The sequence below is a fragment of the Arthrobacter sp. SE2 genome, assembly GCF_058244265.1.
On record NZ_JBZAYA010000021.1, the window covers coordinates 1 to 15,135 of the forward strand.

The following is a 15,135-nucleotide window of genomic DNA, read 5'->3' on the forward strand; positions in this document are numbered from 1 at the left end:
GGAGAGCCAACTCCTCGCGGCCCACCCGCCCCACCGCCGCCACGCCGACGCCCCTGACGCCCCTCCCGGGAGCGTGGTCGCCGCTCCGGCCGGGCCCCCCCCCCCCCCCCCCCCGCCCGCCGCCAACCCCTCCACACACCCCGTTACCGACCACAAACCCCCCCCCCCCCCCCGGGGGGGCCCCCCCCCCCCCCCCCCCCCCACCACTGTATTTAAGGCAGGAGTCCCTTACCAGGCAAGCGATTGGGCCCTGCGTCGGATTTCAGTTTTGCGCCCTTCTCGGAGCGCGTCGACAGGGCGGCCACGCAGCGACTCATCCGGAGTGAAAAGCCACGCGATGAGCTCCTCATCCGTGTACCCGGCATCGCCAAGCACTGCGATGGTGCCCTTCAGGCTATCCACCACATGACCATCCTGGATAAAGAGGGCAGGAATCGAACGGATATTGCGTTCGCCCACTCTCACAGCCACCACTGCACGCTCATCCAGAAGACCGTGGACCTTGGTGATTGAAACGTTCAGCAGCTCTGCCACATCGGGCAGCGGCAGCCATTCGGAAACGAGGCTTTCTACATTACTCACGGATCAAGATTGCCACGCCCGCGCGCTTTGCGCCTAGCCGGACGGACGGCACGGGCGGAATTTGCGTCCCCGAATTGCCCAAGAATCGAATGCGCCGGGATTTCTTGTGCGGAATCGAAAAATGTGAGAGATTCACATTGATCACATTTGCATCACTACTAACTTTAGTAACACTGGCAACAGCGGCATTCCCAACATCCGCTGCTGAGATGAGGATTGCTCCCATGACGACGCCCCGCTCGCCCAAGAAGACAACGAGCATGCCCATAATTGCGGCCACCACAGCGGCGCTGCCCGCCGTCATGCTCTCTTCGTTGGCGCTCGCCCAACCGGCAACAGCGCTTCCAGCGGTACAAAGCCAGAAGATCCCCGCATCGCTGACCGCGGCCATGCAGGCCCAGGCCGCGGCCGTATCCGCAAACGTCATTCCCGCCTCCGCGGTTGCCGCGAGCCTCCCGACTGCCATGCAGCCCATGGCACCGACGGCTCCGGCCACGTACACGATCGTCCGGGGCGATACCATCAGCGGCATCGCGGCCCGCTACGGGCTGAACACCAACACCGTCCTGCAGCTCAACGGGCTCTCTGGCAACACCATCATCTACCCGGGACAGCAGATCAAGTTGTCCGGTTCCGCGGCTGCTCCAAGCGCCCCGGCACCCGCGCCCAGCCCGGCACCCAGCCCGGCGTCGTCGTCGGCTGCCAGCTACACAGTCGTGTCCGGGGATACCCTGAGCGGCATCGCCGCCCGCCACGGAGTGGCGCTCTCGGACGTCTTCAGCTGGAACGGCCTCAACGGCCGGTCCATCATCTACCCGGGACAGAAGATCAAGGTTGGCCCGGGCACGAACGCACCAGCTCCGGCTGCCCCGGCTCCAGCGGCATTGGCCCCTGCTTCCGCTCCGGCTGCCCCGGCAGCGCCGGCACTTGTCAACACCGGCTCGTACACCATCAAGTCGGGTGACACTCTGGGCGGCATTGCGTCCCGCCTTGGCGTGTCCTTGTCATCGCTGCTCTCGGCCAACAAGCTGTCCATGAGCACCATCATTTATCCGGGGCAGAAGCTCGCCATCCCGGGTGCTCCTGCAGCCTCGGCTCCGGCCCCGGCTCCGGTCAGCACCCCCTTGGTTCCCAGCACGTTCCTGGGCTACACCTACCCGGAGGCGGTGGTCAGTTCAGCCAACGCGAACAAGGCCCTGCTCAATGCGTCCCCGGTACCCAGCACCGCCCAGATGAAGGGGATCGTAGCCGATACCGCGCGCCGGATGGGGGTGGACCCGTCTTTGGCCATGGCGTTTGCCTACCAGGAATCCGGCTTCAACCAGCGTGCCGTCTCTCCCGCCAACGCCATCGGCACGATGCAGGTGATTCCCTCCTCCGGAGAATGGGCTTCCCAACTGGTGGGACGCAAGCTCAACATCCTGGACCCGTATGACAACGTGACCGCCGGCGTCGCCATCATCCGGGCCCTCGTCAACACCAGCAAGGATCTGAACACGGCCATCGCAGGCTACTACCAGGGCCAGTACTCGGTGAGCAAGCACGGGATGTACGACGACACCAAGGCCTACGTCGCCTCGATCCTGTCCCTCAAGAAGAACTTCAGCTAAATCAGGCCGCTGAACACGGGCCCGGATCGCACGGCGATTCGGGCCCGTGTTTTGCTCAACTAGGATCGTAGGGTGCAGGAACAAGTTTCGGACCAACTCCTCGGATCCCTCGTGGACGGGCGCTACCTGGTGCGATCGCGCCTCGCGAACGGCGGAATGTCAACCGTCTATCTCGCCACCGACGAGCGGCTCGACCGCGACGTGGCGCTCAAAGTGCTGCATCCCCACCTGGCCAATGACCAGAATTTCCTCGACCGCTTGCAGCGCGAGGCCCGGGCCGCGGCGAGCCTTTCCCACCCGCACGTCGTAGGTGTCCTCGACCAGGGACAGGACGGCCACATTGCGTACATCGTCATGGAGTACATCAAGGGCCACACCCTGCGCGACGTCCTCAACGAGAAGGCAGCCCTCCCGCCCCGGCTGGCCTTTGCCCTGATCGACCCCGTCATCGAAGGGCTCGCGGCCGCCCACGCGGCAGGACTCATCCACCGCGACGTGAAACCGGAAAACGTCCTCATCGCCGACGACGGTCGCATCAAGGTGGGCGACTTCGGCCTGGCCCGGGCGGTCACAGCGACAACCAGCACCGGCGCCCTCATCGGCACAGTCGCATATCTGGCTCCCGAACTGGTCCTCGGCAAAGCCGCGGACGCCCGGAGCGACATCTACTCCACCGGCATCATGCTCTACGAAATGCTTACCGGCGAGCAACCGTATGCGGGCGACGTTCCCATCCAGGTTGCCTACCAGCACGTCAACGCGGCCGTCGCTGCGCCGTCGCTCGCGGTGCCCGGCCTTGCCGCCGATGTGGACGAACTGGTCCAGTGGTGCAACGCAAAGGAACCCGAAGAGCGTCCGGTGGACGGCTCCGCGCTCTTGTCGGAACTGCGGCACATCCGCACCACCTTGAGCGACGCGCAACTGGATATCAACCCGCCGGCCGCCAAGGCGGCGACGCCCGAAGTGCAACAAGAAGCGGCCGGGGCAACCGCGGTAGTCGCCCCTTTCCACGCCGAACGTACGGAGCCCCTGGAACGGATAGGCCGCCCGACGGAGATCATCTCAAGCCAGCGCAATCCAACCACAGTGCTTCCGCCGTCGGGATTCTCCCCCGGTGCCGCGGCTTTCGACGTCCAGGTGCCACAGGACCGCGAACCCCTGGATCCGGCCGATGCCCCGCCGAGCAAACGCGACATCAAGCGGATGGAGCGCCAGGAAGAAAAGGACCGAGCCCGGGCCGCGGCCACGCCGTCGCGCTCTTTGCGGGAAGGCAACCCGCGCCGCCGGGCCGTGATCTGGACGATCGTCGTGATTGTCCTGGCGATCCTTGCCACTGCGGCCGGCTGGTTCTTCGGCATGGGGCCCGGTTCGCCCGGAACCATACCGGACACCAAGAACAAGACGGTCGCCGAGGCACAGCAGCTGCTGAGAACCGCCGGCTTCCAATCCGAGCCAAAAGACGTGTTCGACGACGACGTCACGGCGGGTTTGGCTGTTGGAACGGAACCCGCTTCCGGCCAAGTAGTCCGGAAGTTCCAAGGGGTGTCGCTCTTCGTCTCGAAGGGTCCGCAATTGTTTCCGCTTGCCGCGATGACCGGCCTGACACTCGACCAGGCAAAGAATGCCCTTGGTGTAGCGGGGATGGCGCTCGGCAAAGTCACCGAGCAATATGACGACAAAGTGCCTTCAGGGACGGTCATCTCCCAGTCTCCGGCCCAGGACACCGAGGTCCGCCACGGCACCCCGGTGGCGCTGGTGGTCTCCAAGGGACCGCAGCCCCTCCCCGTACCGGACGTCCGCGGCATGAGCCAGCAAGCCGCCGTCAAAGCGATCAGCGACGCCGGATTGACCGCAAAAATATCGCCGGAACCCGTCAACGACAAAAAGGTCCCTGCGGGAGCCGTAGTCAGCCAGATCCCTGCAAACGGCACCTTGATCCGCGGCGACGCCGTCACGTTGACGCTCTCGAAGGGTCCGAAAATGGTGCATGTCCCCAACTTCATCGGCAAACAGGCGGACGCCGCCCGCAAGGCCCTGGAGTCGCTCGGATTCGAGGTCAAGATCAACAACATCCTGGGTGGCTTCTTCGGCACCGTCCGCGACCAGAACCCCGTGGACAGCGATGCCCCGGAGGGCTCCGTGGTCACCCTGACCGTTGTGTAGGACGCACCCATACAGGAAAGGCGATCCGGAATGTTCCGGATCGCCTTTCCTGTATTCGGGCCTGCTGCTGGACGTCCGCTTCGTGGGGACTACCGCTTGGTGAGGGCTCCAGCCACGAGGAACGCCATCTCGAGGGACTGCATGTGGTTCAGGCGGGGATCGCACACAGACTCGTAGCGGTCCAGGAAGGCATCCTGGTCAATGGGATCGGCGCCGCCAAGGCATTCCGCGACGTCGTCGCCGGTCATTTCCATGTGCAGGCCACCGGGTACCGTCCCGAGGGCGTGGTGGACTTCGAAGAACCCGCGGACTTCGTCCACGACGTCATCGAAGTTGCGGGTCTTGTACCCGTTGGGCGAGGTGACCGTGTTCCCGTGCATGGGGTCCGTGACCCAGAGAACCTGGGCGCCCGACGCAGTGACCTTCTCGACGACGGCGGGCAGCTTCTCGCGGATGTTCTTGGACCCCATACGGGTGATGAAGGTAAGGCGGCCGGGCTCGCGGTTCGGGTCGAGCTTGTCAATGAGCCGCAATGCGTCGTCTCCGGAAGTCCCGGGACCGAGCTTGACGCCGATCGGATTGCGCACCCGGGACAGGAAGTCCACATGCGCATGGTCGAGCTCACGGGTGCGCTCACCGATCCAGAGGAAGTGCCCGGAAGTGTCGTAAGGAAGTCCCGTGCGGGAGTCGATGCGCGTCAGGGCCCGCTCGTAGTCGAGCAGGAGTGCCTCGTGGCTCGCGAAGAACTCCACGCGCTTGAGGGCTTCGAAATCGGCACCGCAGGACGCCATGAACTTGATGGCACGGTCGATGTCCCTCGCCAAGGACTCGTAGCGGGCATGGGCGGGGTTTTCGGTGAAGCCCTTGTTCCAGAGGTGCACCAGGCGGAGATCGGCGAAGCCGCCCTGCGTGAAGGCGCGAATAAGGTTCAGCGTGGAAGCCGAGGTGTGGTACGCCTTCAGCATGCGGCTGGCGTCGTGGGCCCGGGACTCCGGGGTGAAATCGTAGCCGTTGACAATGTCGCCGCGGTACGCGGGCAAGGTCACGCCGTCGCGGGTTTCCTCGTTCGAGGACCGGGGCTTGGCGAACTGGCCGGCCATGCGGCCCATTTTGATGACGGGCATGGCCGCACCATAGGTAAGGACAACGGCCATCTGCAGGATGGTGCGGACCCGGGCGCTGATCTTGTCAGCTGTCGCGTCCTCGAAGGTCTCGGCGCAGTCGCCGCCCTGAAGCAGGAATGCCTTGCCCTGGGCTGCAGCGGCCAGACGCTCGCGCAATATGTCAACCTCGCCCGCGAAGACCAGCGGCGGAAGCACGGACAGTTCTTTGACGGAGGCATCGAAGACGCCCCTATCGGTCCAGGTGGGTTGCTGCGAGATGGGCAGTTGGCGCCAATCGTCCAAGCCGGGATAGTTTGCCGCGCCGCTTTGGGCGGTGCTGGTCAGGGGGCTGCCCAGGGAACTGGTCACGGGGCCGGTCATGGACGGTGCGGGGTTCGCGGATAGCTCAGTCACTCTCCAAGACTAGTTGCCTTGCCCGCTGTTCGGGGCATGGCTTCCGTAACCCTTATTGGCAGGCCGTCACACTTTCCCGGCCACTGCGCCGTCGCCGTCCGGGCCTGAACTGTTGCCGGGCGGGCGCCTGCCCTCGTGGCCGTCGTCGGCTGTATTCGCTTCGCTTCCGCTCACCGGCTCCGGAGGCTGCCCGGCCAGCCGCTGCTTGACGACGGCGGCGTATTCGTCCACGTATTCCTGCCCCGAGAGCCGCATGAGTTCGTACATGATTTCGTCGGTCACGGCGCGTTGCACGGCATGGTCTTCTTCTTGGCCGTAGTACCGGCTGAAGTCCAAAGGTTGCCCGAAAATGATCCCGATCCTGCGGATGTTGGGCAAACGCTTCCCGATGGGCTGGACTTTCTCGGTGCCGATCATCGCAACGGGAACAACGGGGACCCGGGTTTGGAGCGCAAGTTTGGCGACCCCCACTTTGCCCCTGTAGAGCCTGGCGTCGGGGCTGCGGGTGCCTTCAGGGTAAATGCCCAGCAGGCCGCCGGCGGCCAGGACGTCCCTGCCGGCCTGCAGGGACAACTCGGACGCAGCCCCGCCCGAACGGTCCATCGGCAACTGGTTGGTGAGCCGGAAGAACATGGCCGTAAGCCTGCCTTTGAGCCCGGTACCCGTGAAGTACTCGGACTTGGCAAGGAAACTGACGCGCCGGGGCACCATCACCGGCATGAAGATCGAGTCGGAAAAGGACAAATGGTTGGAAGCGAGAATCGCGGCGCCATCCTGGGGAACATTGTCGAGGCCCTTGACCCACGGGCGGAACAGCAATTTGAGAAGCGGACCCAAAAAGATCCGTTTCATGACCCAATAGAACACTTTGGTTCCTCTCCGGGGCGGCGTCTGCAAGGCATCCGGACGGTCCCGGCCCGCACTCAGAAGCCACCATACTCCAGTGAGAATTGTCCCGAACAGTGACACGATGGACTCATCACGGAAAGCAGTGCCGCCAACAGAGTAGCCTCGGAGTCATCATGAACACTCTCCCCGATCCCTCGCCGTACACCAGCGACTTCACCGGTAGTGGACCCAGCATCGGCGTCGTGATGAGCCACGGCTTCACGGGCAGTCCGCACAGCATGCGCCCCTGGGCCGAGTACTTGGCGGCCGAAGGCTACGCTGTCCGCCTCCCTCTGCTTCCAGGCCATGGGACCACGTGGCAGGACATGGCCACGCGGCACTGGCAGGAGTGGCACCATGCAGTGGATGCGGCGTATCTGGAGCTCCAGGCCGAGTGCGACTTCGTCTTCGCCGCCGGCTTGTCGATGGGAGGGACGTTGGCTCTGCGTATCGCGGCCACCCGGCCCGTGGCCGGTACCGTCGTCGTCAATCCGGGACTGGTGATCGACGATCCCCGCGCCGCCGTGGTCGGCATCCTCAAGCACGTCATGAAATCCACCCCGGCCATCGCCAACGACATCCTCAAACCCGGCATGGACGAGGGAGCGTACCCCAGGACACCGGTTGCCGCCGCCCATGAGTTGAAAAAGATGTACAAGGACACCGTCACCCTGCTCCCCCGGATTTCCGCACCGGTGCGCGTTTTCCGCTCCTCCGTGGACCACGTGGTTTCGGATCGAAGCATCACGCGGTTGAAGGAACAGGTCACGGCTTCGATGGAGTTCAGCACCTTGGAGAACAGCTACCACGTGGCCACGCTGGACAACGATGCCCTGGAGATTTTCCGGGGCTCGGCCGAGTTCATCAGGAAAACAATGGCAGGACTGACAAGCAGTTCCGCCCCCGCCAGCCAGTCCGGCACCGAGCTCCGGGATTCACCCCATGAATAGGCCAGGGCCTGACTCCCCCGACCAGAGCGCCAACAAAGACGACGACGCTGTCTGGCTCGATTTGGTGGCCCGGCTTGAGTCGATGCCTTCATCGGCCCTCGACGAGGCGCCGACGCCGGCGGAGGCCGGCAACGATTCCGGAACAGGGCCGGGTCCAGGTCCGGACGACGTTCCGGGGCGCTCATCGTCACGTTCCTTCCAAGACTTCGACCCTCTTGGACTGTCTAAACGGGGCGCCGCAGAAGAACCCACGGGCAGCGGGGAGCCCGGTCCACGCGACTACGACGTCGAGGATGAGAACGGCTTCGTCCCGGAGGACCCGCCGAGCCTGGCCGGTACCGAACCCCTGACCATGCTCGCCTGGATCGGAGCCGTGGGCGGCCCGCTTGCCCTGCTGTTCACCGCCATGTTCTGGCGCTCGGCGCCGCTCCTGGCAGTGATGGGCATCCTGGCGACCTTTCTGGCCTCAGTGGTGTACCTCATCATGAAGCTGCCCCAGGAAAAAGACGAGAACGACGACGGCGCCCGCGTCTAAGCGGACTGCCGCACTGCGCATCCCTCGCGGCTGAGCCCGTACTACCCGCGCGCCCTGCCGCTGACCCGGGACAGGTCGGCAGCGCCGATCATCCCCGCCCGCGGTCCCAGCGCGGCGAGCTTGATGGCGGCCGCGGGACGGAAACCACGGCCGGTGAGGTTCCGGGTGAATGCTGTCCGCGCAGGGCCCACGAGAAGCTCACCGGCATCGCACAGCCCACCGCCGATGACGAATGTCCCTGGGTCGAGCGCAGCAGCCAGGTTCGCCAGACCAAGCCCGAGCCAGTGCCCCACTTCTTCCAAGAGCTCCCTCGAAGCGGAATCTCCGGCTTTGGCCCGCTCCGTCACGGTAACGCCCGTGATGTTCTCAGCAGAGCCTCCGGCAGCCTTGAGCAATTCGTAGGCAACAGGTGAATTCCGGAGGGCCAGCTCCCGGGCTTCCCTGCCGAGCGCGTTACCGGAGGCATATTGCTCCCAGCAGCCGCGGTTGCCGCATTCGCAGCGGTGCCCGCCGGGCACGACGATCTGGTGGCCGAACTCCCCCGCTACGCCGAACCGCCCACGCTCCACTCGTCCGTCCATGACCATGGCACCACCGATGCCGGTGCCGAGCGTAATGCAGACGAGGCGGCTCTCACCAAGACCGGCGCCGAAGCGCCATTCAGCCCAGGCAGCAGCATCGGCGTCGTTGGTGACGAGTACCGGGCGCCTCAGCAGGCTCTGGAGGTTTTCGCGCAGCGGCTCATTACGCCAGGCGAGATGCGGGCTGAAAAGCACCGTGCCGCCGTCGAGATCCATCCAACCGGCGGCGCCGATCCCTACAGAGGCGATCCGGTGGCTTCTGCCCAACTCCTGGACAAGCTCGACGATCACTTGCTCCACGGCCCGGGCGTCATTGCCCGGAGTGGAGCGCCGCGCCTCCTCGACCACACGGCCCGAAGGATCCACGACTCCCGCTGCCACCTTCGTGCCGCCGATGTCGATCCCGATCGCGAGCCCCCTGCGGCCGAGATGGGAACGGCGCGCGGCCCACGGCACGGACTCCCAGCGCAGGCCTCCGTGCGTGGAGCCGGGGCGCCGGCCGGTTGAGGCCGAACCGGACCAGGAAATCTTCCGAACGCTTGCCGGGTTCTGGTCGTTGGATGAATTCAGAGGCATGTCGCCATCCTATTCCGAGCGCCGCATATGTACTGACATGTTGCACCTTTAGACGGAGAGCCCGCACGCCTGCGTTGGCGGAATCCCAGGCTTCACGTAAAGTTACTCATCAGTAACTTGAGTAAGTTGAATTGCGACACACCCATTACTTGGCCGTATAGAGTTAGAGCAGCCCCGCAATGGTCTGTTGATATCGAAGGAGCTATCGTGCGTGAATTCAGTGTTCCGCCCCTGGTGAATGTTGCCCCCGAAACCAACATCACGGACCTTGTGGTTCGCCAGGCCGCCAAGCCATCCAACCCGGCACTGTTTGCGAAGCTCGACAGCGCCGGTCAATGGCAGGACATCCGGGCAAAGGACTTCCTCCAGGACGTGTCGGCCCTGGCCAAAGGCCTGATCGCCAATGGCGTCGGTGTGGGCGACCGCGTGGGCATCATGTCCAGGACCCGCTACGAATGGTCCCTCGTGGACTTCGCCGTCTGGTTTGCAGGCGGCATTTCCGTGCCGATCTATGAAACGTCATCGCCGTCACAAGTGGCCTGGAACCTCGGCGACTCCGGCGCAGTCGCGGCATTCGCCGAGTCGGCACACCACGAAGACGTCATCCGCCAGGCCGTCACCGCCGAAGGCCTCGGCTCAGTGGCCCATGTCTGGCAGCTTGAAGGCGGCGGCCTTGACGCGCTTCGCAGCGCGGGAAGCGGTGTCAGCGACCAGGAACTCGAGGCGCGCCGCAGCAGCGCGGAACTCGCCGACGTCGCCACGATCATCTACACCTCCGGCACCACGGGGCGTCCCAAGGGTTGCGAACTCACGCACGGAAACTTCGTGGAGCTCTCGGAGAACGCTTTGGCTTCCCTTGGCGACGTCGTCAACGAGACCGCCAAGACCATCATGTTCCTCCCTCTGGCCCACGTCTTCGCCCGTTTCATCTCGGTCCTGGCCGTCGCAGCCGGCGCCCAAGTGGCACACACGCCGGATATCAAGAACCTTTTGGCAGACCTGCAAAGCTTTCAGCCGTCCTTCATCCTGGCTGTTCCACGTGTCTTCGAGAAGGTCTTCAACTCGGCGCTCACCAAGGCGGAGGACGGTGGCAAAGGTGCAATCTTCCACAAGGCGGTGGACACGGCGATCGCCTACTCCAAGGCGCAGCAGGAGGGATCCCTTGGCTTGGTGCTGAGGCTCAAGCACGCCGTATTCGACCGTTTGGTGTACGGGAAGCTTCGCGCCGCCATGGGCGGCCACGTCAGCCACGCAGTCTCCGGTGGCGGTCCCCTCGGCGAACGGCTCGGTCATTTCTTCCACGGTATCGGCCTGCAGATCCTCGAAGGTTACGGCCTGACAGAGACCACGGCACCCATTTCAGTCAACACCCCGTCCCTGATCAAGATCGGCACGGTGGGGGCCCCGCTTCCCGGAAATGCGGTCAGGATCGCCGACGACGGCGAAATCCTCGCCAAGGGCGTCTGCGTCATGAGGGGCTACTTCAAGCGGGATGACCTCGCCGCGGAAACGTTCGTGGACGGGTGGTTCCGCACAGGTGACATCGGCGAACTGGACGAACAGGGTTTCCTGAAGATCACCGGCCGCAAGAAGGAAATCATCGTCACGGCGAGCGGCAAGAACGTCGTGCCTGCCCTGCTGGAGGACCAAATCCGTGCGGACGCCCTGGTGTCCCAGGTCCTCGTGATCGGCGACAACCGGCCCTTCATCGGCGCGCTGGTCACCCTCGACGAGGAAGCCCTGCCCGGCTGGCTCGAGCGCCACGGCCTTCCCGCGTCCACGACGACGACGGCTGCCGCGGACAACGCCCTCGTCCGGGCTGCCGTCCAGGAACTGATCAGCCACGCCAACCAGTCCGTCTCCCACGCGGAGGCGATCAAGTCGTTCCGGATTGTGCCGTCCGACTTCACCGAGGCCTCCGGTCACCTCACGCCGTCGTTGAAGGTCAAGCGCGCCCAGGTCATGAAGGACTTCGACGCCGTGATCGAGGAAATGTATTCGGCGCCCAAAGCGTCCTGACGCACCGCACCCCGTTGCTTTAGGAAACCGATGAAGGAAGGTCCCGGGCTAACAGCCCGGGACCTTTCTTCTTGCGTGCTCCGCGGAGGAGCGGGCCGCTATTCGACCACGATCAACAGATCGCCGCCCTGGACTTGCTCCACGTTGTTGATGGCGAGGCGCGAGACCGTGCCGGCCACCGGCGTCGTGATGGATGCTTCCATCTTCATCGCCTCGATGGTGGCGACGGTGTCGCCGGCCTTGACGGCGTCGCCTGCTTTGACGGTCAGGGTCACGGCGCCGGCGAACGGCGCGGCCACCTGGCCGGGCTGGGACGCATCCGCCTTCTCCGCGGCCTTCACGTTGCTGACAACCGACTTGTCACGAACCACCACGGGGCGGGACTGGCCGTTGAGCTTGCACATGACCGTGCGCATGCCCTTTTCGTCGGGCTCCGAAACTGCCTCCAGGGAAGCGATCAGGCGCACGCCCTTCTCGAGCTCCATGACGTGTTCGGCACCGAGCTGGAGACCGTACAGGTAGTCACGGGTATCGAGCACCGACAGGTTGCCGTAGGTGTCCACGCTCTTGAGGTAGTCCTTGGTGGGGCCCTCGAACAGAAGCCGGTTCAGGGTCCTCTGACGGGACTTGGAATCGCCCTTGAGCGCAGCACTGTCTTCGGCGCTCAGTTCGACGTCGCGGACCTTGATGCTGCGGCCTTGGAGCGCCTTGGTGCGGAACGGCTCCGGCCATCCTCCGGGGGGATCTCCCAATTCACCCGACAGGAAGCCGATGACGGAGTCCGGGATGTCGTAGTTCTGCGGGTTCTCGTTGAAGTCCGCGGGATCTGCATGGATTCCCACGAGGTGCAGCGCGAGATCGCCCACCACCTTGGACGACGGCGTCACCTTGACCAAGCGGCCCAGGATACGGTCCGCGGCGGTGTACATGTCCTCAATGGCCTCGAAACGCTCGCCAAGGCCCAGCGCGATGGCCTGCTGGCGCAGGTTGGACAGCTGGCCGCCCGGAATTTCGTGCTGGTAGACCCGGCCTGTGGGACCGGGAAGCCCGGACTCGAACGGCGCGTAGACCCGGCGGACCGCTTCCCAGTAGGGCTCCAGGGAGCTGACGCTGGCCAGGCTGAGCCCGGTGTCGCGCGGGGTATGTGCCAAGGCGGCCACAAGGGCCGACGCCGACGGCTGGCTTGTCGTACCGGCCAGGGACGCTGATGCGACGTCGACAGCGTCCACGCCCGCGTCCACGGCCGCCAGCAGGGTGGCCAGCTGGCCGCCTGCGGTGTCGTGCGTGTGCAGGTGGACCGGAAGGTCGAAGCGTTCACGCAAGGCGCTGACAAGCTTGGCTGCGGCCGCGGGGCGGAGCAGGCCGGCCATGTCCTTGATGGCGAGGATGTGCGCACCGGCGTCGACGATCTTCTGGGCGAGGTCCAGGTAGTAGTCGAGGGTGTACAGGTTCTCGTTAGGGTCGAGGAGATCGCCGGTGTAGCAGAGTGCAACCTCCGCTACCGCGGTGCCGGTGGCCCGCACTGCGCGGATGGCCGGAGCCATCTGGTTGACGTCGTTGAGGGCGTCGAAGATGCGGAAGATGTCGATGCCCGTTGCCGCGGCCTCGTTGACGAATGCCTCGGTGACTTCCTCCGGGTAGGGAGTGTAGCCGACTGTGTTACGGCCACGGAGCAGCATCTGCAGGCAGACATTGGGAAGGGCCTTGCGCAGGGCGGCCAACCGGTCCCAAGGATCCTCGCCGAGGAAGCGCAGGGCGACGTCGTAGGTGGCACCGCCCCAGGCTTCGACCGACAGCAGTTCGGGCAGCAGGGCAGAAACCGCGGGACCGGCCGCGACCAGGTCGCGGGTACGGACACGGGTTGCGAGGAGCGACTGGTGGGCGTCGCGGAACGTGGTGTCCGTGACGGCCACGGCCTGCTGCTCGCGCAGGGCCTTCGCAAAGCCTTCGGGACCCAACTCGTGCAGCTTCTGGCGCGAGCCGGCCGGTGCAACGATCCCGGCAATCGACGGGAGCTTGGCTGCGGGGTCCGAGTGGACCTTGAGTTCGCCGTTGGGCTTGTTGACCGTCACATCGGCCAACCAGGTCAGCAGTTTGGTCCCGCGGTCCGCGGAGACGTGGGACTTCAGCAGTTCGGGGCGCTTGTCGATGAAATCGGTCGCCACGTTGCCCGCAATGAAGTCCGGGTCGGCCAGGACGGCCTGGAGGAAGGGGATGTTGGTGGACACGCCACGGATCCGGAACTCGGCCAGGCCGCGCCGGGCACGGGCCACCGCGGCAGGGTAATCGCGTCCACGGCAGGTCAGTTTGACCAGCATGGAGTCGAAGTGGGGGCTGATCTCGGCACCCGAGTAGACCGTGCCGCCGTCGAGGCGGACACCCGCGCCACCCGCGGAACGGTAGCCGGTGATCTTTCCGACGTCGGGCCGGAAGCCGTTGGCGGGATCTTCCGTGGTGATGCGGCACTGCAGTGCGGCGCCCTTGATGGATACCGACTCCTGGCTCAAGCCGAGGTCTGCGAGGGTCTCGCCCGAGGCGATGCGCATCTGCGCCTGGACGAGGTCCACGTCAGTGATTTCCTCGGTGACCGTGTGCTCGACCTGGATGCGCGGGTTCATCTCGATGAAGACGTGCTGGCCGGCCCGTTCGCCCTCGGTGTCCACCAGGAACTCGACCGTTCCGGCGTTGACGTAGTTCAGGGCCTTCGCGAAAGCGACGGCATCCCGGTAAAGGGCCTGGCGGATGGACTCGTCCAGGTTGGGGGCCGGAGCGATTTCCACGACTTTCTGGTGGCGGCGCTGCAGGGAGCAGTCGCGCTCGAAGAGGTGCATGACATTGCCCTCGCCATCGGCCAGGATCTGGACCTCGATGTGGCGGGGACGCAACACTGCCTGCTCCAGGAACATGGTGGGATCGCCGAACGCGGCGTCCGCCTCGCGCATGGCCGCCTGGAGGGCTTCTGGAAGGTCCTCGCGGGTCTCCACCCGGCGCATGCCGCGGCCACCGCCGCCAGCGACGGCCTTGGCGAAGATCGGGAATCCGACCTCGTCCGCTGCGGCGATGAGTTCGTCGATGTCGCGGGACGGCGCGCTCGACTTCAGGACGGGTACACCTGCCTTGCGGGCGGCTTCGAGTGCGGCGACCTTGTTGCCGGCGAGCTCCAGCACCTCCGCCGGCGGGCCGATAAACGTGATGCCCGCCTCTTGGGCCGCCCGGGCGAGGTCCGGGTTTTCGGACAGGAATCCGTAGCCCGGGTAGATTGCGTCCGCACCCGATTCTTTCGCGACGCGGACGATTTCGTCTACGTCCAGGTAAGCGCGGACCGGATGGCCTTCCTGGCCGATCAGGTAGGCCTCATCGGCCTTCTGCCGGTGGATCGAGTTGCGATCCTCATACGGGAAGACCGCTACGGTCTTGGCGCCCAGTTCATAGCTAGCGCGGAAGGCCCTGATCGCGATTTCGCCGCGATTAGCCACCAGAATCTTGGAAAACATGCTTCTCCTGCATCATTGCGGGTGTAACGGTCGGTGGTCACAGTGTGTAAGACCTCCATACCCAAACACAAATCTTTGTGGTGACAGTCACACGGGGATTCGTCACGAGCAGTGTACCTTCGCGCACGATGCAGTTTCACGTGCTAAAAGCCGATCGAGTAACAGGCGGCCCAAGCCGTTCCGGGCCGATAAGGCAGGAATCGGTGGCCACTCAACATAT

Annotated in this window: 10 protein-coding genes; 5 read left to right on the top strand and 5 right to left on the bottom strand. The window is 65.0% G+C overall.

The features are described from left to right. Window positions 1-228: 228 nt before the first annotated feature. Entirely contained in the window at window positions 229-582 is a 354-nt protein-coding gene (locus AC4CS3_RS20595; RefSeq protein ID WP_236816870.1) for an Rv2175c family DNA-binding protein, read from the bottom strand. A 224-nt stretch (window positions 583-806) separates the two neighbouring features. Between AC4CS3_RS20595 and AC4CS3_RS20600 the strand changes: the two genes are divergently transcribed. Both AC4CS3_RS20600 and pknB read left to right on the top strand, forming a co-directional pair. After that, window positions 807-2,192, top strand: a complete 1,386-nt coding sequence (locus tag AC4CS3_RS20600; RefSeq protein WP_490785001.1) for a lytic transglycosylase domain-containing protein — start codon at window positions 807-809, stop codon at window positions 2,190-2,192. Between the two features lie 72 nt (window positions 2,193-2,264). After that, window positions 2,265-4,355, top strand: a complete 2,091-nt coding sequence (gene pknB / locus AC4CS3_RS20605; RefSeq protein ID WP_490785002.1) for a Stk1 family PASTA domain-containing Ser/Thr kinase — start codon at window positions 2,265-2,267, stop codon at window positions 4,353-4,355. Window positions 4,356-4,444: 89 nt separating this feature from the next. On the opposite strand, the gene AC4CS3_RS20610 is transcribed toward pknB, so the two are convergent. Together AC4CS3_RS20610 and AC4CS3_RS20615 are read right to left on the bottom strand one after the other, a co-directional pair. Beyond that, entirely contained in the window at window positions 4,445-5,872 is a 1,428-nt protein-coding gene (locus AC4CS3_RS20610; RefSeq protein WP_425550454.1) for a class II 3-deoxy-7-phosphoheptulonate synthase, read from the bottom strand. 66 nt (window positions 5,873-5,938) lie between these two features. After that, a complete protein-coding gene (locus tag AC4CS3_RS20615) occupies window positions 5,939-6,739 on the bottom strand; it encodes a lysophospholipid acyltransferase family protein (RefSeq protein ID WP_490785003.1) in 801 nt (266 codons plus the stop codon). A 155-nt stretch (window positions 6,740-6,894) separates the two neighbouring features. On the opposite strand from AC4CS3_RS20615, the gene AC4CS3_RS20620 reads away from it, so the two are divergent. Continuing rightward, a complete protein-coding gene (locus AC4CS3_RS20620; protein ID WP_490785004.1) occupies window positions 6,895-7,710 on the top strand; it encodes an alpha/beta hydrolase in 816 nt (271 codons plus the stop codon). Further along, window positions 7,703-8,245 carry a hypothetical protein gene (locus tag AC4CS3_RS20625; protein ID WP_490785005.1) on the top strand — a complete coding sequence of 181 codons (543 nt, stop codon included), beginning with the start codon at window positions 7,703-7,705 and terminating at the stop codon, window positions 8,243-8,245. Before AC4CS3_RS20620 ends, AC4CS3_RS20625 begins: the two co-directional genes overlap by 8 nt. Window positions 8,246-8,286: 41 nt before the next feature. On the opposite strand, the gene AC4CS3_RS20630 is transcribed toward AC4CS3_RS20625, so the two are convergent. Then, window positions 8,287-9,402: an ROK family glucokinase gene (locus tag AC4CS3_RS20630; protein WP_490785006.1), complete on the bottom strand. Its 1,116-nt coding sequence runs from the start codon at window positions 9,400-9,402 to the stop codon at window positions 8,287-8,289. Window positions 9,403-9,609: 207 nt separating this feature from the next. Here AC4CS3_RS20630 and AC4CS3_RS20635 point away from each other — a divergent pair, with 207 nt between their 5' ends. Then, window positions 9,610-11,421, top strand: a complete 1,812-nt coding sequence (locus tag AC4CS3_RS20635) for an AMP-dependent synthetase/ligase (protein WP_490785007.1) — start codon at window positions 9,610-9,612, stop codon at window positions 11,419-11,421. 98 nt (window positions 11,422-11,519) lie between these two features. On the opposite strand, the gene AC4CS3_RS20640 is transcribed toward AC4CS3_RS20635, so the two are convergent. Continuing rightward, entirely contained in the window at window positions 11,520-14,915 is a 3,396-nt protein-coding gene (locus tag AC4CS3_RS20640; protein ID WP_490785008.1) for a pyruvate carboxylase, read from the bottom strand. Window positions 14,916-15,135: the final 220 nt, after the last annotated feature.